This window comes from Nocardioides sp. WS12 (genome assembly GCF_014108865.1).
In the GTDB taxonomy this organism is placed as follows: domain Bacteria; phylum Actinomycetota; class Actinomycetes; order Propionibacteriales; family Nocardioidaceae; genus Nocardioides.
On sequence record NZ_CP053928.1, the window covers coordinates 827712 to 854382 of the forward strand.

Consider the following 26671-nt stretch of genomic DNA (forward strand, 5'->3'; position numbering starts at 1 on the left):
GACGTTCGGGGCACGTTGGGGGTGCGGCTCACATTGCCGCACCCCCAACTGTGCCCGCTAGGGGTTGCTTCGTGGTTGCGTGGGGCGAACCGTCAGTGGACGACGGCCTGCTCGGCGCCTGCACCGGTGAGCGCGCGGACCTCGAGCTCGGTGTAGCGCTCCTCGGCAGCGGGCTCCTTTGACGTGATCGACCCGAGCCAGCCGAAGAAGAAGCCGAGCGGAATCGAGATCAGGCCAGGGTTCTCCAGCGGGAACCACGAGATGTCGATGCTGGTGGGCAGCAGGGACAGGTTCTTGCCGGCTGCATCAAGACCCTTGCCGGAGACGACCGGCGAGAAGATCACGAGCGTGATGCAGGAGATCAGGCCGCCGTAGATGCTCCAGGTGGCGCCACGGGTGTTGAAGCGTCGCCAGAACATGTTGTAGACGATCGCCGGCAGGTTGGCCGAGGCCGCCACGGCGAAGGCGAGTCCGACCAGGAACGCGATGTTGAGGTTGCGGGCCGGGATGGCCAGCACGATCGCGATCACGCCGAGACCGGCGGCGGCGTACCGCGTCACCCGGATCTCCTCGGCCTCGGTGGCCTTGCCCTTGCGGATCACCGAGTTGTAGATGTCGTGTGCCACCGAGGTGGACGACGTCAACGTCAGACCGGCGACGACCGCAAGGATCGTGGCGAAGGCGACTGCCGAGATCACCGCCAGGAGGATGGCGCCGCCCGTTGAGCCGGCACCACCGCCGACCGCTTCAGCAAGCAGCGGTGAGGCGAGGTTGCCGCCGCTGTTGGCGACATCGCTGCCGACAGCGGTGTTGAGCAGTGCGGCTGCACCGAAGCCCAGGATCAGCGTGAACAGGTAGAACGTGCCGATCAGGGCAATGGCCCAGAGCACCGACTTGCGGGCGTCCCGCGAGGTCGGGACGGTGTAGAAGCGGACCAGGATGTGGGGCAGGCCCGCGGTACCGAGGACCAGCGCGATGCCGAGGCTCAGGAAGTCGAGCTTGTGGGTGGCGTCGATGCCGTACTTCAGGCCCGGCTCCAGGAATCCAGCCTTGCCCGAGTTCGACTGTGCCGCGCCGAGCAGTTCGGAGAGGTTGAAGTCGAACTTCGCCAGGACCAGGACGACGATGACGGCCGAGCCGACCATGAGCAGGACCGCCTTGACGATCTGCACCCAGGTGGTGCCCTTCATGCCACCGACCGTCACGTAGACGATCATCAGCGCGCCGACACCGGCGATCACCGAACTGACGGCGAGGGTGTTCTCCTTGTCGATGCCCAGCAACAGGACGACCAGGCTGCCCGCGCCGACCATCTGTGCGAGCAGGTAGAAGATCGACACGACCACCGTGGACGTCGCCGCGGCGGTGCGCACCGGGCGCTGCTTCATCCGGTAGGCCAGCTGGTCGGCCATCGTGAAGCGTCCGGAGTTCCGGAGCATCTCGGCGACCAGGAGCAGCGCGACGAGCCAGGCGACGAGGAAGCCGATCGAGTAGAGGAACCCGTCGTACCCGGCCAGCGCGATGACGCCGGAGATACCGAGGAACGACGCGGCCGACATGTAGTCGCCGCCGATGGCGAGACCGTTCTGGATGGGGGAGAACGAACGTCCGCCGGCGTAGAAGTCCTCGGTGCCGCTGCTGGAACGGCTGGCCTTGATGGTGATGAAGAGGGTCAGGGCGACGACGCTGAGGAAGAGCCCTGCGGTGAGTACTTGGTGGTCCATCAGTGCTGGGTCCTTCCGTGCGACGACTTGCCGGCCAGGGCGATGAAGCGCTCGTCGAGCTCGCGGGCGAGCGGGTCGAGCTTGGCGTTGGAGTAGCGGCTGTAGAGCCACGCGAGTCCGAAGGTCGTCACGAACTGCATCAGGCCGAAGATCAGGGCCACGTTGATGTTGCCGAAGACCTTGTGGCTCATGAAGTCGCCGCCCCAGTTGGAGAGGACGACGTAGAGCAGGTACCACGCGAGGAACGCGATCGTCGCGGGGAAGACGAAGGCCCGGTAGCGGCGACGCAGCTCGGCGAATTCGGGCGACGCGTGCAACTCGTCGTAGACGGGATCGTGGCGTGACGCCACCTCGTGCGGGTCGTGCGGGGCGACTTCAGATGTCACGACGAAACCTCCTGGTGTGCTGCAGGTGGCCGCGATTGCGGCCGGACATTGCGACGCTAGGAGTGATCGCTGTCACACCGGCAGGGGTGCGGTCCGGGCGCGCGCCCAACGGGAACGGGTTGTCGACGAACGGTCGGTGCGGCGCGACGAACGGCATCGCGAGCAGCCGGAAATCGGTGTTCGGGTCCGCGTGGAGCCGATGGCTGGAATGCTTCCTGAACGTGGGGATGCACAACGAAGTTGCTCGTCTGGTCGACCAGGCCGGACCTGGCGTACTGGACGACGCCGACTCCTTCCGCGCGGCCCTGGATGACTTCCTCGCCGAGGACGCGGCGACGCGCGGCGAGCTCAATCTGCTGGTCGACGCCGTGCGCCTGGGCACCTTCGCGCGCCTCCTGAACCAGGTCGAACACGGCGCCGAGATCACCCAGGCAACCCGGCTCCTGGGGCGGGATCTTGCCCGTGATCGAGGTACGACGGAGTCCACGAGCGCCGCCTGGGCGTTGGGTGTCCTGGCGTTCGCGGTCGGGAAGATCGACGAGCCGGACCTGACCGAGTTGCGCGCCGCCATGGTGCCGGTCGAGGGCCTGGCCGCCCAGGTCGCCGGTCGCCCGGCCGCCGAGGTCGCGACGGGCGACGAGGCGTTGGCAGCCACCACCGTGAAGCGCCCCTCGACCGTGCCGCTCGACGACGACGCCGAGGCAGCCGAACAGTCCCGTCCGATCGGCCGGATCCTGCTGGCCGTGGGTGTCGTGGTGGTGCTGCTGGCCGGTGGTGCGGCCTTCGCCTCCGGCCTGGGCCGTGGCGACGACGATCCGGATGCTGCCGACCGCAGTTCGAGTACGACGATCCCGGCTGCCGACTTCGTGCCGCTCTCCGTGACCGGCGGGATCGACGTGGACAAGGGCGTGCGCAGCGAACGGACCTACCTGTTGAGCGGTGCACGGGTGTCGTCGACCGTCGTACTCACCAACACGAAGAAGGCGGCGATGACGGTCCTGTGGACCGAGGTCGTGCCGAAGCAGTTGGCCGACCACGTCGGTCTGGTGAACTTCAAGCCGACCGACCGCAAGGTGATCGAGGCCGATCCGGTCGTCTACTGGCGGCTCAGGATTCCGTCGGGCGGCAGCCGTCAGGTGAGCTGGACGACGCTGCTGCCCAAGGGGGCCGTTCCCTCGGCTGACTATCTCGCGCGCATCACCGGCTGGCACGAAGAGGCCTTCACCGCTGCGCTCCCGCTGATCCGGCGTGAAGTGCCGGACCTGGCCCGGAAAGGCGAGGTCGTGCCGATCCCGGACATCCCCGAAGCCGAGAAGGCGGAGGACGTGGTCACCCCGGACCTGCCGGACGAAGCCGAGCCGACCCCGGTCGACCAGCCGACCGCCGCGGCCCCGCGGCCGACCAAGGCGGCGAACCGCGCACCCCGGATCTCGCTCGGCTCGAAGAGCACGGGCGAGCGCGTCAGCGGCGCCTACACGGTCGGGGGCAGCGATCCGGACGGCGACAGCTGGAGCGTGGTGTCCGTCTCCGGCGCGCCCTCGGGCGTGGGCAGGGCGGGTGCGCACTCCCTCGGCGGCACGGTGTCGCACAACGCTGCCAGCGTGACGAGCAGCCGGTCGAACATCCGGTCCCGTTCGTTCACGGTCACCGTGACGATCCAGGACAGCAAGGGCCTCCGCGACTCCGGAAGCTTCACCTGGACGGTCCGCGACACGCACCTGACGATGCCGAACTACATCGGCAAGTACGGCAACAGCCCGGACATCGGCACCCTCTTCACGCCCAACTTCGACGGTTGCATCGACGCGAGCCGCGAGGTCGACACGATCGCCCGTCAGTCCGTCTCGGCTGGTTCGGCGGTGGCCTGGGGTTCGGCCCCGAAGTTCACCTACGTGCACGCCAGCGGGAGCTACCCGGCCTGCTGACAAGGGTCCGTCCGGCGTTCACCGGGGCGTCGGCTGCTGGCTGCATGACGGCTGTTCGCTGAGGAGGTTGCCCCCTGCCTCCCTCGGAAGGACCCCGTCATGACTGCTTCCCGTCGATCCATGATCGCCGGCGGTGCCGCCGCCACCGGCCTCGCCGTTGCCGGTGCGATGCCCTCGCTCGCCCATGCCACGCCGAACCGCCTCGCCCCCCAGCGCCCGGGCCGACCGGGTGGTGGGCCGGTCCCGTTCCCGCCGCTCGAGGACGACCCGGCCGGCCTGCTCGCCCTGCCTGCCGGCTTCTCGTACTCGGTCATCACGCGTGCCGGCGTGACCCGACTCGACGAGGGTGGCCTGACACCCAACGCCCACGACGGTACGGCCGTCTTCTCGGCCGGACGCGGTCGCTACCAGCTCATCCAGAACCACGAGCTCAAGGCCGGCTCCCCGCTCGGTGTCCCGCACATCGAGGGCACCGTCTACGACGAAGGCGCGATCGACGCAGGCGGCTGCACGGTCATCAGCACCGACCGGCACGGGCGCAACCTCGGCGAGTTCGTCGCCATCTCGGGTACGTCGACCAACTGCGCCGGCGGCCCGACGCCGTGGGGCACCTGGCTGACCTGCGAGGAGACCGAGGACCGCGCCGGGAAGTCGTGGAGCGGCAACGGCAAGAGCGGCACGTACGCCAAGGACCACGGCTACGTCTTCGAGGTCTTCCACGACGGCCGCACCAACCCGAAGCCGATCAAGGCGTTCGGTCGGTACGCCCACGAGGCCTGCGCGATCGACAAGTCGCGCCGCCACGTCTTCCTGTCCGAGGACGCCTCGGGCCCGAACGGGCTGTTCTACCGCTGGACCGCTGAGCGCGGCCACCGGCTCAAGTCCGGCATCGCCGACGACCTGGCCGATGACGCCGGTGTGCTCGAGGCAATGCAGATCCTGATGCCTGACGGCTCGGTGCTGTCCGATGTCGCGTACCTGACCTCGGCACAGCTCGGCCGGCCGTTCCCGGTGCGCTGGATCCCGGTGCCGGACCGCGACGCGAGGACGGTCCCCACCCGCAAGCAGTTCGCGGACGGCGAGGTCACCCGCGGCAAGAAGTTCGAGGGCGTCTGGGGCACCGACGAGGGTGTGTACGTCGTGAACTCCTACGCCTTCTCCGACGGCGACCTGCCCGCCGACGCGGTGCCGCACGACGGCATGGTCTGGTTCTACGACTACGGCGCGGAGACCATCCAGCTGGTCACCTACTTGCCGCACCAGGAGACCACCGAGACCGAGGGCACGCCGAAGTTCAACGACCTCACCTTCGACAGCCCCGACAACGTCACGGTCACCCCGTGGGGTTCGCTGGTGCTCGCCGAGGACGGGGTGGGCGCCTCGCACGTGCTGTCCGCGACGCCGTACGGGCCGGCCCAGGCGATCGCCCGCAACCAGCTCAATGACTCCGAGTTCACGGGGCCGACGTTCTCCGAGGACGGCAAGGTGCTGTTCGTGAACATCCAGACGCCGGGCCTCACGCTGGCGATCACGGGTCCGTGGGAGCAGTACCTCGGCTGAGCCACCTGGGCGACCTGGGCGAGTGTGACCTTCTGCACCCGGCGGCGTAGTGACACGGTCTCCTGTGATCTGATTAGGTAAGGCTTACCTTCTCGGATCACAGGAGATCTCCGTGTCCCAGCTCCCTCTGCACCACCTGTTCCACCCTGCCCACGCCGACCACTACGCCGCGACCCTCGGCGCCGGCCTCGAGCACCTGCTCGGCCAGCTCCGCACCGTCGCCGGTCCGTCCACCGGCGCCCAGCCCGCCGACGCCGCCGCCCGCGTCGCCGCGGTCGACCTGGCCAGTCCGCTCTCCGACGTCGGTGCGGTGCTCTCCGAGATGTCGCAGCTCTGGCTCGACGACGCGGTGTGGTTCCACGAGCCGACCTACGCCGCGCACCTCAACTGCCCGGTCGTCGTACCGGCGCTGCTGGCCGAGCTCTTCGTCGCCTCGGTCAACAGCTCGCTCGACACCTTCGACCAGAGCGTCGGTGGCACCTACATCGAACGCCGGCTGATCGAGTGGACTGCCGAGAAGATCGGTTTCGGCGCCGCCGCCGACGGCGTCTTCACCAGCGGCGGCAGCCAGTCCAACCTGCAGGGCCTGCTGCTCGCCCGCGGCCGGCACGAGCGCGTCCCGGCCGAGCGGCTGCGGATCCTGGCGTCGGCTGACAGCCACTTCTCCGTGCAGAAGTCCGCGCGGCTGCTCGGTCTCGGCGACGAAGCGGTGGTCAGTGTCCCCACGGACTCCCGCCACCGGATGGACCCGGTCGCCCTCGAGCGTTCCCTCGCTGCCTGCACGGCCCTCGGCCTGCGCCCGATGGCGATCGTCGCGACCGCCGGCACCACCGACTTCGGTGCGATCGACCCGCTTCCGGCGATCGCCGACCTGGCGCTGGCGTACGACGCGTGGCTCCACGTCGACGCGGCCTACGGCGGCGGACTGCTGATCTCGCCGCGTCGTCGCTCGATGCTGGACGGCATCGACCGCGCCGACTCGGTGACCGTCGACTACCACAAGACGTTCTTCCAGCCGGTCTCCTCGAGCGCGATCATCGTCCGCGACCGGACCACCCTGTCGCCCGCGACCTGGCACGCCGACTACCTCAATCCGCGCGAGGCCACCGACCCGAACCAGGTCGACAAGAGCCTGCAGACCACGCGCCGCTTCGACGCCCTCAAGTTGTGGCTGACGCTGCGCACGATGGGCCCCGAGCTGCTCGGCGGGTACGTCGACGCGGTGGTCGACCTGACCGCCGCCGTGCATGCCGTGCTGCGGGACGAGCCGGACCTGCAGTTCGCGGCCGCACCCGAGCTCAGCACCCTCGTCTTCCGCTACGTCCCGCGCGACGTGGTGCTGAACGAAGACGGCCTCGGCTCGCTCAACCGCGCGATCCGCGAGGCCCTCTACGACTCCGGTGCGGCGATGGTCGCGGCCACCCGGGTCGACGGCATCCAGTACCTCAAGGTCACCCTGCTCAACCCGATGGCGACCGCCGACGACATCGTCGGCGTGCTCGACCTGGTCCGGGCGACGGGAGCCCGGCTCGCGCCGGAGCACGTCGTCGAGCCGCCGTTGGCTCCGGTGGAGGTCGTGCGATGACTGTCGTGCACGACTTCGTGGCCATCGGCCTCGGCCCGTTCAACCTCGGCCTGGCCTGCCTGACCGACCCACTGCGTTCCTCGGACGGCCTGGACGGTGTGTTCCTCGAAGCCCGTGACGGTTTCGACTGGCACCCCGGCATGCTGCTCGACGACGCCACGTTGCAGGTGCCGTTCCTCGCCGACCTCGTCACGATGGCCGACCCCACGTCGCGCTGGTCGTTCCTGAACTACCTCAAGCAGAGCGGCAACCTCTACTCGTTCTACATCCGCGAGAACTTCTACCCGCTCCGCCGCGAGTACGACGACTACTGCCGCTGGGCTGCCGAACGCCTCGACAGCGTCCGCTTCGGCCAGCAGGTCACGAACGTCGAGCACGACGGGTCGTCGTACGTCGTCCACAGCGGGAGCGGTGAGGCGTTCCGGGCGCGGAAGCTGGTGCTGGGCATCGGTACGACGCCACGGGTCCCCGACGCCCTGCTCCCGGTGGTTGAGGTGCGAGCGCCAGCGAGCCCCCCGGTGGTTGAGGTGCGAGCGCCAGCGAGCCTCGAAACCCCCGGCTCCGTCGTCACCCACTCCGCCGACTACCTCGCCCACAAGGCCGCCCTGCAACAGCAGGAGACGATCACGATCGTCGGCAGCGGCCAGAGCGCCGCGGAGGTCTACTACGACCTGCTGTCGGAGGCGCCGGCTCACGGCTACACGCTGACCTGGCTGACGCGCAGCCCGCGGTTCTTCCCGATGGAGTACACGAAGCTCACCCTCGAGATGACGTCGCCGGAGTACGGCGCCTATCACCGGTCGTTGCCGCTGGAGACGCGTGATCGGCTGGCCCGCGAGCAGCGGCACCTCTTCAAGGGGATCAGCGCCGAACTGGTCGATGCGATCTTCGACCTGCACTACCAGCAGCGGGTGACCGGCGACGGTCCGCGCACGACGCTGATCACCAACACCGAGGTGCGCGGTTCGCGCCGCGACGGCGCTGTCAGCGAGCTCGACCTGCTGCACGTCGAGACCGGCGAGGAGTTCTCGCTGCGCACCGGGGGACTGGTGCTGGCGACCGGCTACGCGTCGACCGCACCCTCCTTCCTGGGCGGGGTCCGCGACCGGATCCGGCTCGACGAGCGGGGTCGGTACGACGTCGCGGGGGACTACTCCGTCGACATCGCCGGCGGCGAGATCTTCGTGCAGAACGCTGAGGAGCACACGCACTCGCTGTTGGCCCCTGACCTCGGCATGGGCCCGTACCGCAACTCGGTGATCATCGCCGCGCTGCTCGGCCGCGAGGCCTACCCGATCGAGAAGCGGATCGCCGTCCAGACCTTCGGCGTCCCCGACCACCTGAGGAGCGCTGCACGATGACCCACGACATCACCATCGAACCGCTCGACCTGTCCCGCGACCTCGAGCTCCTGCACGCGTGGGTCACCCACCCCCGCTCGGTCTACTGGATGATGCAGGACGCGTCCGTCGAGGACGTGCGCGCCGAGTACGCCGGTATCGCCGCGAACCCGCACCACGACGCCTTCCTGGGCCGCGTCGGTGGCCGGCCTGCGTTCCTGGTCGAGACCTACGACCCGGCTCATGCCGAAGGCCTTGCCGGGCTCCCCGAACTGCAGGACGGCGACGGCGGGATGCACGTGCTCGTCGCGCCGCCCGTTGGCGCGCCCGTGCCCGGGTTGACCACGAAGATCTTCGACGCAGTGCTGGCCTTCTGCTTCGCCGACCCGTCCGTCGACCGGATCGTCGTCGAACCCGACGCCCGCAACACCGCCATCCGGGCGAAGAACGTCGCGGCCGGCTTCACCGAACTCCGCGAGATCCCGATGCCGGGCAAGACCTCGATGCTGTCCGTCTGCCCGCGGGCGGACTGGAACCACCCCGACCTGGTGAAGGTCGCAACTACCGAATTTGCCGCCACAGCAACGGATTCACGACAAATTCGGTTGGTGCGTGGCCACGCCGACCACCTGACGCCCGAGTTCATGGACCGCGCGCAACGCCATCTGGTGGCCAAGGCGCTCGGCGAGTTCAGCCATGAACGGCTGCTGGCGCCCGAGTCGCTGGACGACGGCACCTGGCGCGTCGAGACCGACCGGTCGTCGTACCGCTTCACGGCGCGGGTGTACGCGCTGGAGCACTGGGTCGTCGACGCCGCGTCGATCGAGCGGACCATCGACGGGACTCCGGCCGCGCCCGACGCGCAGGAGTTCATCGCAGAACTGGCGCCGGTGCTGGGGATTCCGGACAACCTGCTGCCGACGTACCTCGAGGAGATCGCCTCGACCCTCGCCTCGACCGCGTGGAAGCTGGCGCATCGCCAGGTGCCGGTGCGCGACCTCGTCGACGCCGGCTACCAGGACCTCGAGTCGGCGATGACCGAAGGCCACCCGGCCTTCGTCGCCAACAACGGGCGGATCGGCTTCGGCCTCGACGACTACCGCGCGTTCGCGCCCGAGACCGGTTCGGCGATCCGGCTGCACTGGGTCGCCGCCCGCCGCGACCTCAGCCACCTCTCGCTCGGCGAGGGCGAGACCGAGCAGACCTTGTACGACGGCGAGCTGGCCCCCGAGGTCCGCGCATCCTTCGACGGTCGACTGCGCCACCTCGGCCTCGACCCTGCGGCGTACCTGCTCCTCCCCGTGCACCCGTGGCAGTGGACTAACAAGCTCGCGATCACGTTCGCGCCGGATGTCGCACGGCGTGATCTCGTGCATCTCGGCACCGGTGACGACGACTACCGCGCACAGCAGTCGATCCGCACGTTCTTCAACACCAGCCGGCCCGAACGCCACTACGTGAAGACGGCGCTGGCGATCCAGAACATGGGCTTCGTGCGGGGACTTTCCCCTGCCTACATGGCGGTGACGCCGGCGATCAACGACTGGGTCGCGTCCGTTGTGCACTCCGATGAGGAGCTCCGCGCGAATGGCTTCGAGGTGCTTCGCGAGGTCGCGGCGATCGGCTACACCGGCGATGCGTTCCACCGCACGGCCGCGCCGTCGCCGTACCGCAAGATGATCGCAGCGCTGTGGCGTGAGAGCCCGGTGCCCCGTGCTGGCGAGGGTGAGCAGTTGTCCACGATGGCGGCGCTGTTGCACCGCGACGCGGACGGCGACGCGCTGATCACGGCCTGGATCAAGTCGTCGCCCGTGGACGCGGCGACCTGGGTGCGTTCCTACCTGCGGGCCTACCTGCGGCCGCTCGTGCACTGCCTCTACGCCTACGACCTGGCGTTCATGCCGCACGGCGAGAACCTGCTGCTCAAGCTGCGCGACCACGTGCCGGTCGGTGCGTTCATGAAGGACATCGGCGAGGAGGTCGCCGTGATGGGCCCTTCGACAGGCTCAGGAACCGGTGTGGAGTTGCCGGCGGAGATCGAGCGGATCCGCGTCGCCGTACCGGAGGACATGAAGCCGCTCGCCGTCCACACCGACGTTTTCGACGGTGTGTTGCGGTTCGTTGCGGCGATCCTCGACGAGGACGGGATGCTGGCCGAGGAGGAGTTCTGGGCGATCGCGCGCGACACGATCACCGAGCACCTGGCCGACCATCCCGAGCTCGCGGAGGCAGCCGCGCGCTACGACCTGTTGGCTGAGCGGTTCCGGCACAGCTGCCTCAACCGGCTCCAGTTGCGCAACACCCTGCAGATGGTCGACATCACCGACCAGTCGCAGTCGCTGATCTTCGCCGGCACGCTCCGCAACCCGGTGGCCCGGTGACGATCACCCGTGACGCCTGGGGGATCCCGCACGTGCAGGCCGGATCGGTCCTCGAGCTCGCCCGCGAGCAGGGGCGCGCGACGGCCGAGGACCGACCGTGGCAGCTCGAGGTCGAACGACGCCGGGCGAGCGGGACGTGCGCCGAGGTGTTCGGTCCCGCGGCACTCGAATGGGACCTGCTGGCGCGGCGCGCGCTGATCGTCGACACCGCGCGACGTGCGTACGCGGCGTTGTCGGAGGAGAGCGCCGCCTTCTTCAGCGCGTACGTCGACGGGCTCAACGAGGTCCTCTCGCGCAAATGGGAGGTGTGGACACCGCTGGCCGTCTTCGCCACCCAGCACCTGCTGTTCTCCACCTTTCCGAGCAAGCTCTGGCGCGACCACGTCCTCGACACCGCCGGTCCCGAGGCCGCCGAGTGCATCGACCTGTTCCGCACCGAGGGCCTGCCGGGCGGCAGCAACGCGTTCGCCGTCTCCGGAACGCTCACGGAGAGTGGGCTGCCGATCGTCGTCGGTGATCCGCACCGAGTGATCGAGGCGCCGGGCTGCTACGCCCAGGTCCGCCTGGTCTGCACCGACCCAGACGACGCGTTCGACGTCAGCGGCCTGACCTTCGTCGGCGTACCCGGCATCCAGCACTTCGGCCACGCCGGCTCCGTCGCCTGGGGCATCACCAACGCGGTGGCCGACACCGATGACGTGTACGACGAAGACCTGGTCCGCCGCGGAGATGCCGTCCTCGCCCGCGGAACCGCCGGCTGGGCGCCCGTCGCCCGCCGCGTCGAGCTGGTGCGCGTGCGGACGGGAGACGAGACCTTCGAAGCCCACGAGGTCGAGGTCCTCGTCACCGACCGTGGCCCGGTGATCCTCGGCGGCCCCGACGCGGACGTTGCCGTCAGCCTTCGTACGCCGCCCTCCGTGCTGGGCGATCTCGGGCTCGACGCGATCCTGCCGCTGCTGCGCTCACGGACCGCTGCCGACGTCACCGCCGCCTTCGACGGCTGGGTCGCGCCGGTCAACAACCTGATGGTCGCCGACACCACCGGCCACGTGGAGCACCGGGTCGTCGGGCGGGTCCCGGAACGCGCAACCGGCGCACCTCGACCAAGAAACCGGCGCACTTCGACCAAGAAACCGGCGCACTTCGTCCCCACCTGGGTCACGGACCTCCCGAGCACGACCGGATCGATCCTGGTGAGTGCCAATGACCGGGCGACCCCCGAGTTCGCCCGGATCGGGGACGACTTCGCGCGGCCGTTCCGTGCCGACCGGATCCGCGAGCGCCTCACGCAACTCGCGGCCAGCGGACCGCTCACCCCCGAGGCCCTGGCCAGCGTGCTCGCCGACGTGAAGCAGACCGCAGGAGCCGCGCTCCTGGACACGATCGCCCAACTCGTCGACCTCGACGGCCCGGCCGACGCGCTCCGCACCCGGCTCCTGGGCTGGGATCGCGAGATGGCGTCCGACAGCGTGGACGCCGCTCTCTTCGCCGCCGTGCGCGCAGCCGCCGTTGACGGTTTCGCCGCGGCGCCGGTCCTCGACGGCGTCGACAGCAGTCCGTACGGCGACCTGTTCGCACCCTGGTTCGACCTGCGCGGGCGGATCCGGTTGGCCCTGCCGAGCCTGCTCCTCGCGGACAAGCCACTGGGCGTGGACCCCCTCCAGGTCGTCGCCGCTGCACTCGACCAGGTCGCCCACCAACCCGAGCCCTCCGCATGGGGGACCCGGCACGTCGCCGTACCCCTGACGCCGCACGAACAGTTCGGTCTCGCTGCCCCGGCCGGATCTGCGGCGCCGATGCCGTATCTCGCCGGCGACGAGGACTGCGTGCTCGCCACCCGGGCCCTCGGCGGGATCGGGCCGTGCGTCCACGGACCCGTGGCCCGGTTCGTCTGGGATCTCGCCGGCGACAGTCGCTGGGTGGTGCCCCTCGGTGCCTCGGGCAACCCGGTCTCGCCCCACCACCACGACCAGCAACAGACCTGGGCCGCCGGCGGCACCCTGCCGCTGACCGGCCCCGCACCACGAGGAGAAGACCGATGACCGTGACCATCCGCCCTGTCGACCCCGACGCCGACATCCCTCTACTGCACGGCTGGGTCACCGAGCCCCGCGCCGCCTTCTGGGGCATGGGTGACCTCGCCGAGGAGGACGTGGCCGAGATCTACACCTACATCGACGAGCAGGCTCACCTGGCGGCGTACGTCCTCGAACTCGACAACCACCCGGTCGGCCTCCTCCAGACCTACGACCCGGCGGTCGACGAGATCGGCGAGTGGTACGACCGCCGCCCCGGCGACGTGGGGATCCACCTGCTCCTCGCCGGTGACCGGGCGCGCGCCGGTCGGACCGCTGAGGTGATTGCGGCCGGCTTCGACTTCGTCGCGCACCTGCCCGGCTGCCAGCGACTGGTGCTCGAGCCCGACGCCCGCAACGCCCCCTCGATCGCGCTGATGGAGCGGCTGGGCGCCGAGCGTGGCCCGCTGGTCGACCTGAAGACGAGCATCAGCGAGAAGCCGGCTCAGTTCTTCTTCATCGACCGGGCGCGAGCGCTGGAGCTCGCTGGGGTGCCGCGACCCCAACAGTGACCTGGCCCACGCCGGAGAGCCCGTGAGGTCGGTGAGGCTGTGAGAATGAGTTGACGAAATGAAACTCGCGGAAACGTCGAGGCGAAACGAGCGGGCCACAGGATCGACATCAGTATCCGACCCCTGTCCGCCAGGAGCCCGACGATGACACTGACCACCAACACCGGCCCCGACGCCTCTGGCGTCGGCACGCCGACACCCACCAAGAGCCACCGTTCCGGGCGGTGGATCGAGGACTGGCGCCCGGAAGACCCCGAGTTCTGGGCGTCCACCGGCGCCCCGATCGCCAAGCGCAACCTGATCTGGTCGATCTTCGCCGAGCACCTCGGCTTCTCGGTCTGGCTGATCTGGAGCGTCAGCTCCGCCTTCCTGCTGGCCCAGGGCTTCACCTTCACGGTCGAGCAGCTGTTCTTCCTGATCGCCATCCCGAACCTCGTCGGTTCGCTGCTGCGGGTGCCCTACACCCTGGCGGTGCCCAAGTTCGGTGGCCGCAACTGGACGATGGCCAGCGCTGCGCTGCTGCTCGTCCCGACCCTCGGCTTCGCCTTCGCCGTCACCAACCCGGACACGCCGTACTGGGTGTTCTGCGTGATCGCCGCGACGGCCGGCTTCGGTGGCGGCAACTTCGCCAGCTCGATGGCCAACATCAACTTCTTCTACCCCGCTGACAAGAAGGGTGCTGCGCTCGGCCTCAACGCCGCTGGCGGCAACCTGGGCGTCTCGCTGATCCAGTTCTTCCTGCCCGTGATCGTCGGCGGCGCCGGCATCTTCGGCATCGTGAAGGCCAGCGAGGGTGGCATCCACCTCGAGCGTGCGGCGTTCGTGTACGCCGGTCTCGCCATCGTCGCCACCATCGCGGCGTACTTCTTCATGGACAACCTCGAGGGTGCGAAGTCCAACCCCCGTGAGCAGCTCGTGGTCCTGAAGGAGAAGCAGACCTGGATCATGTCGTTCCTCTACATCGGCACCTTCGGCTCGTTCATCGGCTACTCCGCCGCGATGCCGCTGCTGATCAAGGTCAACTTCTGGCGCCAGCCCCTGCCGTCCATCGAGGGCATCGGCATCAACTTCGCCTTCTACGCGTTCCTCGGTGCCCTCGTCGGGTCGATGGCCCGCCCGTTCGGTGGCTGGCTCGCTGACAAGTACGGCGGCGCGCGGATCACGCTCGTTGCCTTCAGCGGCATGATCGCCTCGACGCTGCTGGTGCTGTTCACGCTCAGCAAGCTGACCACGCTGCCGCCCCCGCCGGACAAGGCCAAGCTCGCCGAGATCGCGAAGGACCCGGCCGCGTTCCAGTTCCCCGAGCCGGTGCGTGCGGCGATCGAGTCCAACCAGGACATCTTCCCGTTCTTCCTCGGTGCCTTCCTGCTGGTCTTCGTGTTCAGCGGCATCGGCAACGGGTCGACGTACAAGATGATCCCGGCGATCTTCCGCAAGGACGCGATCCGCGGCACCGCCGAGGGCAGCCCGGAGCGCGAGTTCTCCCTCGTCAGCCAGGCCAAGAAGGCCTCGGCCGCGATCGGCATCATCGGAGCGGTCGGCGCGATCGGCGGCTTCCTGATCCCGATCACGTTCAACAGCCCCTGGGTGAGCGAGCCGCTCGCTGCGACCAAGAACGCGTTCACGATCTTCGCGGCGTTCTACGTGGTGTGTGCGGTCGTCACCTGGGCCGTCTACCTGCGCAAGCGCACGGGTGCCAAGGCGGACACCGGGTACGTCGGAGTCTGATCCACCGGTCGCACCTGACGGAAGTGTCGTCGAATCCCCGGATTCGCGACACTTTCGTCAGGTGCGTTCGCCGTTCGGCAAGCGCGATACTAGGAGCACCATGAGCGTCACGACCCACTGTCCCTACTGCAGCCTCCAGTGCGGAATGAAGGTTGCCCCGAAGGGTCGGGTCGGCATCGAGATCAGCGCCTGGGAGGAGTTCCCGGTCAACGAGGGCGCGATGTGCCGCAAGGGCTGGACCTCCGGCGAGCTGCGCGGTAGCCGCGAACGGCTCACCACCCCGGCCATCCGGGACCGCGCCACCGGTGAACTTCGGGCCGCCAGCTGGGACGAGGCGCTCGACGTCATCGCCGACAAGATCCGCACCCTGCAGGCCGACCACGGCAAGGACGCGGTCTCGATCTTCGGCGGCGGGGGCCTCACCAACGAGAAGGCCTACCAGCTCGGCAAGTTCGCCCGGGTCGCGCTCGGCACCAGTCAGATCGACTACAACGGCCGCTGGTGCATGAGTTCGGCGGCCAGCGCCGGCAACCAGGCGTTCGGCGTCGACCGCGGCCTGCCGTTCCCCCTCGCCGACATCGAGCAGACCGATGTCGTCGTGCTGGTCGGCTCCAACATGGCCGAGACGATGCCGCCGGCCGCCCGCCACCTCGACCGCCTGCGCGAGCGCGGCGGCAAGGTCGTCGTGATCGACCCGCGCTTCACCAGCACCGCCGAGCGCGCCGACCTCTTCCTGCAGCCGGTCCCCGGCACCGACCTCGCCCTCGCGTTGGGTGCGCTGCACCTGCTCGACGCCCAGGGTGCGATCGACGAGGAGTACGTCGCCGCCCGCACCACCGGCTTCGACGAGGTCCGTCGCTCCGTCTCCGCGTGGTGGCCCGAGCGCGTCGAGCGCACCACCGGCGTTGCGACCTCCGAACTGCGTGCGCTCGTCGACCTGCTCGCCGGCGCCGGGCGCGTGATGATCCTGACCGCCCGCGGTGCCGAGCAGCACGCGCAGGGCACCGCCACGGTGCTCTCCTGGATCAACATCGCCCTCGCCCTCGGCATGCCCGGCAAGGAGTACGCCGGCTACGGCTGCCTCACCGGACAGGGCAACGGGCAGGGCGGCCGCGAGCACGGCCAGAAGGCCGACCAGCTTCCGGGTTACCGGATGATCGACGACCCGGCCGCCCGCGCGCACGTCGCCGCGGTGTGGGGCGTGGAGCCGGAATCCCTGCCAGGCAAGGGCAAGTCGGCTTACGAACTGCTGGATTCGCTGGGCGACGGCGGCGGCCCGAAGGCCATGCTCGTGTTCGGCTCCAACATCGTGGTCTCGGCCCCGAAGGCCACCCACATCACGCAGCGACTCGAGTCGCTCGACCTGCTCGTCGTCTGCGACATCGTGATGTCCGAGACCGCTGCACTCGCGGACGTCGTCCTTCCGATCACGCAGTGGGCCGAGGAGTCCGGCACCATGACGAACCTCGAGGGCCGGGTGATCCTGCGCAACAAGGCGATCGCGCCGCCGACGGGCGTGAAGAGCGACCTCGATGTGATCGCGGGGCTCGCCGAACGCCTCGATTCACCGGTGGAGTTCTCGGTCGATCCGGAGGAGATCTTCGCGGAACTCGGCCGTGCCACGGTGGGCGCGAAGGCCGACTACTCGGGCATCACCTATGAGCGGATCACCGCGGAGAAGGGCGTGTTCTGGCCCTGTCCGGCGGTCGCCGAGGGCGAGCCGGTCCACCCCGGCACCCCACGGATGTTCACCGACGCCTTCGCCACCCCGAACGGCCGCGCGCGGTTCCTGGCGCAGGAGTTCGTCGGCGCCGCGGAGCAGCCCGACGCGTCGTACCCGATCCACCTGACGACGGGACGGGTGCTCGCGCAGTACCAGTCCGGCGCCCAGACCCGTCGGATCCGTTCGCTCACTGACGAGGGTGCGTTCGTCGAGATGCACCCGATGCTCGCCGACCGGATCGGCGCGCACGACGGCGAACCGGTCATCGTCCGGACCCGTCGCGGCGAGATGAAGGCGCCGGCCCGGGTGGTCACCACGATCCGCCCTGACACGGTCTTCATCCCGTTCCACTGGGTCGGCGCGAACCGGCTCACCAATGACGCCCTCGACCCGTCCAGCCGGATGCCGGAGTTCAAGGTGTGTGCGGCCGAGGTGCTGGTCTGAGGTTCCGAGGCTCACTGCGCTCGCACCTCAGCCACCGGGTGTTAACACGGTCGTGACGCCGCTCACGCCGTGATGTCGTGAGGCACGTGAGGTTGTGAGAAGTAGTTGACCTCGGGGTGCAACACGACGACCGCGCCGTGAAACCTCGCCCGTCGACCATGGAGACATGCCCGAGAGCCACCGCCCCGACCAGCCGCGCAAGCGGCTCGTCGTCGTCGGCTCCGGCATGGCCACCACCCGGCTGATCGAGGAGCTGGTGGCGCGCAACGCGACCGCCACGATGGACATCACCGTCCTGGGCGACGAGCCGGTGGCGCCGTACAACCGGATCCTGCTGTCGGCTGTCCTCGAGGGGACGCACCGACCGGAGGCCCTCACGCTGCGCTCGCCGGAGTGGTACGCCGACAACGGTGTCGACCTCCGCCTCGGCGCGCGCGTCCTCACCGTCGAGCGCGAGCTCAAGGACGTCATGCTCGTCGACGGCACCCTGATCGAGTACGACGTCCTGGTGCTGGCGACCGGCTCCATCCCCACGCTTCCGCCGATCCGCGGGCTGGTGCGGATGGACGGGTCGCTGCACCCGTCGGTGCACGCCTTCCGCTCGCTCTCGGACTGCGAGGGCCTGGTCGAGGCGATCGAGGCGATCGACGACCAGGGCCCGATCAACAAGCGCGCGGTCGTCGTCGGTGGCGGACTGCTCGGCCTGCAGGTCGCCCGGGCACTTGGTGCCCGCGGCCTCGACACAGAGATCGTCGAGGGTGGTGAGCACCTGCTGCACCAGCAGATCAACACCGCGGCCGGCAAGATCCTGAGCCGCGACCTGAAGAAGCTCGGCGTCTCGGTCTACACCGGCGCCCGCGCCGTACGCCTGCACTCACCTGACGAGCCGGCGACGCCGGGCCTGTCCGGCATCGGCGCCGTCCGCGTCCTGGACCCGCTGCCCCGCAACCCCGGCAAGGTCGCCCTGCGCCTCGACAACGGCTTCAACCTCGACACCGACCTGCTCGTGCTCACCGCCGGCGGTCGCCCCTCGACCGCGCTGGCCCGCGGCTGCGGGCTCGAGGTCCGCCGCGGGATCGTCGTCGACGACCGGCTCGCGAGCGTCACCGACTCCAACGTCCACGCCCTGGGCGACTGCGTCGAGCACGACGGCCGGACCACCGGTTTCGTGCCGCCCGCCTGGGAGCAGGCCGGGATCCTCGCGGGGATCCTCTGCGACGAGGCCGTGAAGTACGACGGCAGCCGGATCGTCGCTCGCCTCCGGGCCACCGACCTCGACGTCGCCGTCCTCGGGGACGCAGAGCGCGAGATCGCCGCCGGCGGCGAGGTCGTCGAGGTCTCGAACCCGATCTCCGGCTCGCACCGCCGCCTCGTCGTCCGCGACGGCCGGATCGTTGCGGCCACCCTGGTCGGCGACCTCTCGCGGGTCGGCCTGATCACCCAGCACTTCGACCGTCAGACGGTCCTGGGCCCTCACGAGCCCGGGAACCTGCTGATGCCCGAACGTTCCGGGGACGAGGGCAGCGTCGCCCTCACCCTGCCCGACGACGCGGAGGTGTGCGCCTGTGCGGGCGTCTCCGCCGGTCGGATCCGGGCCTGCTCGTCCTTTGAGCAGGCACGTGACACCACTCGTGCGACCACCGGCTGCGGTGGTTGTGCCCCAACGGTCCGGCAACTGCTCGGCAGTCGTCCGGCCCTGGCAACCTCCCAGAAGGGATCTTGAGATGGCACCGCACCTCAGGAAGCAACTTGTCGTCGTCGGCCACGGCATGGTCGGCCACCGATTCGTGCAGGCCGCGATCGAGCGTGGGCTCACCGAGACCTACGACATCATCGTGCTGGGCGAGGAGCCGCGGCCGGCGTACGACCGCGTTGCCCTGACCTCCTTCTTCGAGGTCGGCGCCCAGGCGCTGTCCTACCTCCCCGAGGGCGTGTACGACGACCCGCGGGTCTCGTTGCACCTCGAGTCCGAGGTCGTGGCGATGGACGCCACCGCGCAGACCGTGACCCTCGCCAACGGCACGGCCTTCGCCTATGACGAGCTGGTGCTCGCCACGGGTGCCGCGCCGTTCGTCCCGCCGGTGCCCGGCAAGGACCTCGGCAACGTGTTCGTCTACCGGACCATCGAGGACCTCGAGGCGATCCGCGAGGCGAGCAAGACCGCCAAGGCCGGTGCTGTCATCGGTGGTGGCCTGCTCGGGCTGGAGGCCGCCAACGCGCTGCACCAGCTCGGCGTGAAGACGCACGTCGTCGAGATGGCGCCGCGCCTGATGGCCGTCCAGATCGACGAGGCGGGCGGTGCCACGCTCAAGCGCCACGTCGAGGACCTCGGCCTCTCCATCCACACCGGAGTGATGACCGAGCTGATCGATGGTGATGCAGACGGCAACGTCAGCGGCATCAAGTTCAAGGACGCGGACACCCTTCCCCTCGACATCGTCATCTTCTCCGCCGGTATCCGTCCGCGTGACCTGATCGCCCGCGAGGCCGGCCTCGACATCGCCGAGCGTGGCGGCGTCCTGGTCAACGAGGACTGCCGCACCTCCGACGAGCACGTCTGGGCGATCGGCGAGTGCGCCGCCCCCGGTGGCCGGATGTACGGCCTGGTCGCTCCCGGCTACTCGATGGCCGAGGTCGTTGTCGACCAACTGCTCGGTGGCGAGGGCCAGTTCCTCGGCGCCGACATGTCGACCAAGCTCAAGCTCCTCGGTGTGGACGTCGCGTCCTTCGGTGACGCGTTCGCCACGACGGAGGACGCCCTCGAGCTGGTCTTCGCCGACGCGGTGGCCGGCATCTACAAGAAGCTCGTCGTGGCCGAGAACGCCACCGGCGGTTACGAGCTGCTCGGCGGCATCCTGGTCGGCGACGCGTCGGCCTACGGCTCGCTGCGTCCGATGGTCGGCAGCGGCATGGAGCTCCCGGCCAACCCGGAGGAGCTGATCCTCCCGGCCGGTCGCGGCGGCGGCATTGACCTGGGCCTGCCGGACACCGCGCAGATCTGCTCGTGCAACAACGTCACCAAGGGCGACATCGTGGCGGCCGTCTCCGACGAGGCGACGCTCAACGACGGCGGTCCGTGCAGTGACGCGGGTTGTGTCACCAAGTGCACGAAGGCCGGATCCACCTGCGGGTCCTGCAAGACGGTCGTGAAGAAGATCGTCGAGGACCACTTCGCCGCCACCGGCAAGGTCGTCGACAAGTCGCTGTGTGAGCACTTCGCGATGACCCGCCAGGAGCTCTTCGACGTCGTCGCGGTCCACGGCTACAACCGGTTCGACGACATCATCGAGGGCCACGGTCGGGGGCGCGGGTGTGACATCTGCAAGCCTGCCGTCGCTTCCGTCCTCGCGAGCCTGCTCAACCACCACGTCCTCGACAGCAGCAACGTCACGCTGCAGGACACCAACGACGCCTATCTCGCCAACCTGCAGAAGAACGGCACCTACTCCGTCGTTCCGCGCATCCCCGGCGGCGAGATCACCCCGGACAAGCTGATCGTGATCGGTCAGGTCGCCAAGGAGTTCGGTCTCTACACGAAGATCACCGGTGGCCAGCGGATCGACCTGTTCGGCGCCCGGATGGAGGACCTGCCGGCGATCTGGAAGCAGCTGGTCGACGCCGGCATGGAGTCCGGCCACGCCTACGGCAAGTCCCTGCGCACGGTGAAGTCCTGCGTCGGTTCGACCTGGTGTCGTTACGGCGTGCAGGACTCGGTCGGCCTGGCCATCGAGCTCGAGCTGCGCTACCGCGGCCTGCGTTCGCCCCACAAGCTCAAGGGTGGAGTTTCCGGTTGCGCCCGTGAGTGCGCCGAGGCCCGCGGCAAGGACTTCGGTGTCATCGCGACGGAGAAGGGCTGGAACCTCTACGTCGGCGGCAACGGCGGCGCGATCCCCGCGCACGCCCAGCTGCTCGCGGGAGACCTGGACACCGCGACCCTGATCAAGTACCTCGACCGGTTCCTCATGTACTACATCCGCACGGCCGACCGCCTCCAGCGCACGGCCCCCTGGATGGACGCCATCGGTGGCCTGGAGCGGGTCCGCGAGGTCGTCGTCGACGACGCGCTGGGCCTCGGCGTCGAGCTCGAGGACGCCATGTCGAAGCACGTCGACTCGTACTTCGACGAGTGGAAGGCGACCATCGAGGACCCGGCAAAGCTCGCCCGGTTCGTGTCCTTCGTCAACGCGCCCGGTACGCCCGACCCCAACATCACCTTCCGTGAGGAGCGCGGCCAGATCCAGGCCGAGCTCACCGACGGCCCGGTGTCGCTGGGCAGCACGATTCCTGTGGGAGCCCCGTGATGACCGAAACGCACCCGTTGGTCGAGCCTGTCGAGACCCTCGAGACCATCGACACCGTGGTGTGTCGCCTTGATCAGATCCGCAAGGAGTCCGGCGTGACCGCGCTCGTCGCGGGGGAGGCCGTCGCCGTCTTCCGGACGTACGACGACGAGGTCTACGCACTGTCGAACTTCGACCCGTTCGGCAAGGCGTCCGTGCTGTCGCGCGGCATCGTCGGGACCAAGACGGTCGTCGTCGACGGTGTCGAGGAGCAGGTGCCCTTCGTCGCGAGCCCGCTGTTGAAGCAGCCGTTCGACCTCCGGACCGGCATCTGCCTCGACAATGCCGAGGTCTCCGTGCCGACGTACGACGTCCGGGTCATCGACGGGGTTGTCGCTGTGGGGGCACAACGGGGGACAATCGCTACATGACCGACCTGCCGCTCTCCGGATTCCGGATCGGCGTCACCGCCGCCCGGCGCGCCGAGGAGCAGATCACGCTGCTGGAGCGGCGTGGCGCCACGGTGGTGCATGCGCCGGCGCTGTCGGTCGATCCCAACCGGATCGATGAGGTCGGCCTGCTCGCGGCCACCAAGGACGTGCTGTCGCAGCCCGTCGACATCTTCGTGGCGACGACGGGCATCGGCCTGAAGTCGTGGTTCGCCGCGTCCGAGCGCTGGGGTCTGCAGGCTGAGCTTCTGGCCCACCTCGACAAGGCCGAGATCCTCGCGCGCGGCCCGAAGAGCGTCGGCGCCCTGCGCCGCTCCGGCCTGCGCGAGTTGTGGGCACCGGAGTCCGAGGCGTTCGAGGACGTGCTCGGGCATCTGCGCGGCCGGGACCTGAACGGTTTGCGGATCGTGGTGCAGGAGCACGGCCAGTCGCTGTCGATGGCCGCGCACGCGCTGCGGCGCCTCGGCGCCGAGGTCACCACCGTTGCCGTCTACCGCGTCGAGGGCGCGGATGACCCGGAGCCCATGTTCGGCCTGATCGAGCAGATCGCCGAGCGCCGCGTGCACGCCGTCACGTTCACCGCCGCGCCCGCCATCGCTGCGCTGATGGATGCCGCGGGGACGACCGGTCACCGCGACGAGGTGATCACCGCCTTCCAGGCCGACGTGATCGCGTCCTGCATCGGTCCCGTGACCGCCGCCGCCTTCGAGATGTGGGGCGTCCCGTCGATCTATCCCGAGCGGTTCCGCCTCGCGGCGATGGTCAAGCAGCTCGAGATCGAGCTCCCGTCGCGCGCGACCGGCACGTCGCTCGAAGTCGCTGGCCACACGCTGCTGCTGCACGGCGACGACGTGCTCCTCGATGGCGTCGAGATCAAGCTCTCCCCGGCGCCGTACGCCGTCCTGGCGGCGCTCCTGGTCAACCCCGGCACGGTCGTCTCCCGCCGCGACCTCCTGGTCTCCCTGCCGTCGGGCACCGCCGGCTCCGAACACGCCGTCGAGATGGCCGTCGCCCGCCTCCGTGCCGCCATCGGCACCCGCTGCATCCAGACCGTCGTGAAGCGCGGCTACCGCCTGGCGGTGTCGTCGTGATGCGCGAGGTGCGTGGGTTTCTCACACGAGGTGCGGGGGTTTCTGCCTCGAAGTGCGAGGGTTTCTCTCTCGAAGTGCCCCATCTGGTCACGGTCGCCCACGGCACCCGGACCCCCGAGGGCAACCAGGTCGCCGCCGAGCTCACCGCCGCCGCAGCCGCTCAGCTCGGCTGGCCCGCCACGACGTCGTACGTCGAACTCTGCTCGCCGTTGTTTGCTGATGTCGTTGCAACGACTGCCGGCCCCACCGTCGTCGTACCGCTCCTGCTGAGCACCGGTTACCACCTGCGCAAGGACCTGCCCGCGGCTGTCGATGCGGCCGAACAGCCCGACCTGGTGAGCCTCGGTGGCAGCCTCGGTCCGGACCCGCTGCTTGCGCTCGCGCAGGCCGACCGACTCCGTGAGGCGGGCGCAACGCCCGGCCAGCCGGTGGTCCTGATTGCGGCCGGCTCCTCGGACCCGCTCGCCACCGCCGACCTCGAAGGCGCGGCGAACCTGCTGGCCCACGCCTGGGGCGCGCCGGTGCGGCTCGCGACGATGTCGGGCCTCGGCACGCGACCCGAACACGTGGTCCGCCATGGCGATGCCGTGTCGCCGTACCTGCTGGCCACGGGCCACTTCCACCGCAAGGCTCGGCACGACGCCCTCGCTGCGGGAGCGAGTGTCGTTGCCGACGTGATCGGCCCACACCGGTTCGTCGTGGACCTGGTCTGCCAGCGCGCGACGTCGATGCAGGTCGCCGAGCGCTTCTCCGCCTGATCTGGCGGAGACGAGGGCCGGTTACTCCGCCGCGACCGAGCCGACGAAGCGGGCGAGCGTCGCGAGTTCGGGGATGCCCTCGGCCTCGTCGAGGGTTGTGCGCAGCACCTCGTCATGCAGGGGCCGCGCCTTCTTCAGCAGTGCCCGACCTGCCGGCGTGAGCTCGGTGTAGATGCCGCGCCGGTCGTCGGCGCAGAGGATCCGGGTGAGCAGCCCTCGGTTCTCCAGGCGGGTGACCAGTCGCGTCGTCGCGGAGGCCGACAACGCTGCGGCGCGTGCGAGTTGCTGCATCCGCATGTGCCACCCGTCCTGGCGGCTCAGCGCGTCGAGCACGGTGAACTCCACGACGGACAGGTCGTGCTCGCGCTGCAGGGCCTTCTCGAGGGCGGCCTCGATCAGGCCGTGGACGGCGGCCAGTGTGCGCCAGCCGTGCGACCGGATCTCGACGGCGTCGTCGGCGATTCCCATGGAGTCCTCCTCGTGAACGTCCTCACAGCATACCTGAGTTGCGCGGATAGTGCGCGCGTGCAACTATCAATACAAAGCGTGTGCAACTAGTGCACGCGCGGACTATCTCCACATGCCACGACCACAGGAGTGCATCCTCGATGCCTGTCGCACTGCTCGCCCTCGCCATGGGCGGTTTCGGGATCGGCCTGACGGAGTTCGTGATCATGGGCCTGCTGCCCGAGGTCTCGGCGGACTTCGCGGTGTCCGAGACGACCGCCGGCTACCTCATCTCGGGCTACGCGCTCGCCGTCGCCGTCGGCGCGGTCGGACTGACCCTCGCGATGACGCGGGTTCCCCGGAAGCAGGCCCTGCTGGGACTGATGATCCTGTTCATCCTCGGCAACCTGATCTCCGCCGTCGCTCCGGACTACACGACGATGATGATCGGCCGGATCGTCGCAGCGCTGTGCCACGGCGCGTTCTTCGGCATCGGGTCGGTCGTGGCCGCACAACTGGTGGCCCCGGACCGCAAGGCCCGCGCCATCGCGTTCATGTTCGGCGGACTGACCCTCGCCAACGTCCTCGGCGTCCCCCTCGGCACCCTGCTCGGCCAGGCCGCCGGCTGGCGCTCCACCTTCTGGGCGATCACCGCGATCGGCGTCGTCGCGTTCGTCGGCATCGCCGCGCTCGTGCCCGCCCACACCGGGCGTGGCGAAGCCGCCCCGGCAGGCATCCGGTCCGAACTGAGCGCCTTCGCGAGTCCGCAGGTCTGGTTCTCGATCGCCGTCACCGTGCTCGGGTACGGCGGCATGTTCGGCGGATTCACCTACATCGCGTTCACCCTCACCGAGGTCAGCGGCTTCTCGTCGGGCGCGGTGCCGCTGCTGCTCGTCCTCTTCGGGGTCGGTCTGTTCATCGGCAACCTCGTCGGCGGTCGCGCGGCCGACCGCAACCTGGTCCGCACGCTCGTCGTACTCCTCGCTGCCCTCACCGCCGTCCTCGCCGGTTTCGCCCTCGTCGCCGGAAGTCAGCCGCTGACCGTGGTCGCCCTGCTCCTGATGGGCGCCGTCGGTTTCGGCACGGTGCCCGCGCTCCAGATGCGGGTCATGGCGTACGCCGACCGCGCACCCACGCTCGCATCCGGAGCCAATATCGCCGCCTTCAACGTCGGCAACGCCCTCGGTGCCTGGATCGGCGGCCTGACGCTCGCCGCAGGTCTGGGCTACACGTCGCCGCTGTGGGCCGGTGCCGGGGTGACCGCCCTCGGGCTGGTCGTGCTGCTGGTCGCCGTCCGCGCGCCCGGTGGCGAGCGTCGTACCGCGGTCGAGCCTGTCCTCGTTCCCGCCTGAACACCCTTCCTGCACGATGGATCCAGCCCCCACAAGGAGAAACCCATGACCATCCCCACCGTGACCCTCAACAACGGTGTCGCCATGCCGCAGGTCGGCTTCGGCGTCTTCCAGGTCCCGAACGACGAGACCGAGGCGGCGGTCACCGCAGCCCTCGAGGCCGGCTACCGCAGCATCGACACCGCAGCGGTCTACCGCAACGAGGTCGGCGTCGGCCGCGCCCTTGCCAAGTCCGGCATCGCGCGCGACGAACTCTTCATCACCACGAAGCTCTGGAACTCCGACCACGAGCAGCCGGTCGAGGCCTACGAGAAGAGCCTCGAGCGCCTCAGCCTCGACCACGTCGACCTGTACCTGATCCACTGGCCGACCCCCGAGCGCGACCTGTACGTCGGCGCCTGGCAGGGCCTCGAGAAGTTGTACGCCGACGGGCGGGCCCGTGCGATCGGCGTCTCCAACTTCCTGCCTGATCACCTGGCGCGGATCGTCGCCCTCGGCGGCACCGTGCCGGCGGTCAACCAGGTGGAGGTGCACCCGGCGCTGCAGCAGCGGGCGGTCCTCGAGGCGGACGCCCGCCTCGGCATCGCGACCGAGGCGTGGAGCCCGCTCGCCCAGGGCGCCGTACTCGCGGACCCGGTGGTGACGACCATCGCGACCCGGGTCGACCGCACGCCCGCGCAGGTCATCCTGCGCTGGCACGTCCAGCAGGGTCGCGTGGTGATCCCGAAGTCGGTCACCCCGTCGCGGATCGCCGAGAACCTCGACCTGTTCGGCTTCGACCTCACTGGCGACGACCTCGCCGCGATCGATGGACTGGAGCGGGACGGTCGTGTCGGGCCGAATCCTGCGGAGTTCAACGGCGCCTGACCAGAAACCGGCGCACTTCGACCAAGAAACCGGCGCACTTCGAC

General features: G+C 69.4%; 19 protein-coding genes. 16 read left to right on the forward strand and 3 right to left on the reverse strand.

Translation table 11 applies throughout. The annotated features are described in order from the left end of the window. Positions 1-92: 92 nt before the first annotated feature. Together HRC28_RS03765 and HRC28_RS03770 are read right to left on the reverse strand one after the other, a co-directional pair. Positions 93-1724 carry a cation acetate symporter gene (locus HRC28_RS03765; RefSeq protein WP_182378852.1) on the reverse strand — a complete coding sequence of 544 codons (1632 nt, stop codon included), beginning with the start codon at positions 1722-1724 and terminating at the stop codon, positions 93-95. Then, complete coding sequence (locus HRC28_RS03770; RefSeq protein ID WP_202033215.1) at positions 1724-2110, reverse strand: DUF485 domain-containing protein; 387 nt, start codon at positions 2108-2110, stop codon at positions 1724-1726. The genes HRC28_RS03765 and HRC28_RS03770 overlap by 1 nt, the downstream gene beginning before the upstream one ends. A 227-nt stretch (positions 2111-2337) precedes the next feature. On the opposite strand from HRC28_RS03770, the gene HRC28_RS03775 reads away from it, so the two are divergent. The 14 genes from HRC28_RS03775 (at position 2338) to HRC28_RS03840 (ending at position 23961) form a co-directional block, all read left to right on the forward strand. Continuing rightward, positions 2338-4035 (forward strand): hypothetical protein, encoded by a 1698-nt coding sequence (locus HRC28_RS03775; protein ID WP_182378853.1) that lies wholly within the window; start codon positions 2338-2340, stop codon positions 4033-4035. Between the two features lie 99 nt (positions 4036-4134). After that, positions 4135-5595 carry an alkaline phosphatase PhoX gene (locus tag HRC28_RS03780; protein WP_182378854.1) on the forward strand — a complete coding sequence of 487 codons (1461 nt, stop codon included), beginning with the start codon at positions 4135-4137 and terminating at the stop codon, positions 5593-5595. 112 nt (positions 5596-5707) lie between these two features. Next, a complete protein-coding gene (locus HRC28_RS03785) occupies positions 5708-7180 on the forward strand; it encodes an aspartate aminotransferase family protein (protein ID WP_182378855.1) in 1473 nt (490 codons plus the stop codon). Continuing rightward, a complete protein-coding gene (locus HRC28_RS03790) occupies positions 7177-8541 on the forward strand; it encodes a SidA/IucD/PvdA family monooxygenase (protein WP_182378856.1) in 1365 nt (454 codons plus the stop codon). The genes HRC28_RS03785 and HRC28_RS03790 overlap by 4 nt, the downstream gene beginning before the upstream one ends. After that, positions 8538-10901: a GNAT family N-acetyltransferase gene (locus HRC28_RS03795; protein ID WP_182378857.1), complete on the forward strand. Its 2364-nt coding sequence runs from the start codon at positions 8538-8540 to the stop codon at positions 10899-10901. The genes HRC28_RS03790 and HRC28_RS03795 overlap by 4 nt, the downstream gene beginning before the upstream one ends. Next, positions 10898-12943: a penicillin acylase family protein gene (locus tag HRC28_RS03800; protein WP_182378858.1), complete on the forward strand. Its 2046-nt coding sequence runs from the start codon at positions 10898-10900 to the stop codon at positions 12941-12943. The genes HRC28_RS03795 and HRC28_RS03800 overlap by 4 nt, the downstream gene beginning before the upstream one ends. Further along, the gene (locus tag HRC28_RS03805) at positions 12940-13488 is read left to right on the forward strand and encodes a GNAT family N-acetyltransferase (RefSeq protein ID WP_182378859.1); all 549 of its coding nucleotides are present in this window, start codon (positions 12940-12942) and stop codon (positions 13486-13488) included. The genes HRC28_RS03800 and HRC28_RS03805 overlap by 4 nt, the downstream gene beginning before the upstream one ends. A 144-nt stretch (positions 13489-13632) precedes the next feature. Next, the gene (locus HRC28_RS03810) at positions 13633-15216 is read left to right on the forward strand and encodes a nitrate/nitrite transporter (RefSeq protein WP_182378860.1); all 1584 of its coding nucleotides are present in this window, start codon (positions 13633-13635) and stop codon (positions 15214-15216) included. Positions 15217-15316: 100 nt separating this feature from the next. After that, on the forward strand, positions 15317-17383 hold the full coding sequence (locus HRC28_RS03815; RefSeq protein ID WP_182378861.1) for a molybdopterin oxidoreductase family protein: 2067 nt from the start codon (positions 15317-15319) through the stop codon (positions 17381-17383). A gap of 166 nt (positions 17384-17549) precedes the next feature. Further along, a complete protein-coding gene (locus HRC28_RS03820) occupies positions 17550-19106 on the forward strand; it encodes an FAD-dependent oxidoreductase (RefSeq protein WP_182378862.1) in 1557 nt (518 codons plus the stop codon). Position 19107: 1 nt separating this feature from the next. Beyond that, entirely contained in the window at positions 19108-21684 is a 2577-nt protein-coding gene (gene nirB, locus HRC28_RS03825) for a nitrite reductase large subunit NirB (RefSeq protein WP_182378863.1), read from the forward strand. Then, positions 21684-22094, forward strand: coding sequence for a nitrite reductase small subunit NirD (gene nirD / locus HRC28_RS03830; protein WP_182378864.1), 411 nt, complete (start codon positions 21684-21686; stop codon positions 22092-22094). The genes nirB and nirD overlap by 1 nt, the downstream gene beginning before the upstream one ends. Then, positions 22091-23203: a uroporphyrinogen-III synthase gene (locus HRC28_RS03835; protein ID WP_182378865.1), complete on the forward strand. Its 1113-nt coding sequence runs from the start codon at positions 22091-22093 to the stop codon at positions 23201-23203. Before nirD ends, HRC28_RS03835 begins: the two co-directional genes overlap by 4 nt. A gap of 74 nt (positions 23204-23277) precedes the next feature. Next, complete coding sequence (locus tag HRC28_RS03840) at positions 23278-23961, forward strand: CbiX/SirB N-terminal domain-containing protein (protein ID WP_182378866.1); 684 nt, start codon at positions 23278-23280, stop codon at positions 23959-23961. Positions 23962-23982: 21 nt separating this feature from the next. Here the strand turns inward: HRC28_RS03840 and HRC28_RS03845 are convergent, their stop codons facing one another. Then, positions 23983-24429 (reverse strand): MarR family transcriptional regulator, encoded by a 447-nt coding sequence (locus HRC28_RS03845; RefSeq protein WP_182378867.1) that lies wholly within the window; start codon positions 24427-24429, stop codon positions 23983-23985. A 140-nt stretch (positions 24430-24569) separates the two neighbouring features. Here HRC28_RS03845 and HRC28_RS03850 point away from each other — a divergent pair, with 140 nt between their 5' ends. Then, positions 24570-25760, forward strand: coding sequence for an MFS transporter (locus tag HRC28_RS03850; protein WP_182378868.1), 1191 nt, complete (start codon positions 24570-24572; stop codon positions 25758-25760). A 45-nt stretch (positions 25761-25805) separates the two neighbouring features. Then, the gene (locus HRC28_RS03855; protein ID WP_182378869.1) at positions 25806-26627 is read left to right on the forward strand and encodes an aldo/keto reductase; all 822 of its coding nucleotides are present in this window, start codon (positions 25806-25808) and stop codon (positions 26625-26627) included. Positions 26628-26671: the final 44 nt, after the last annotated feature.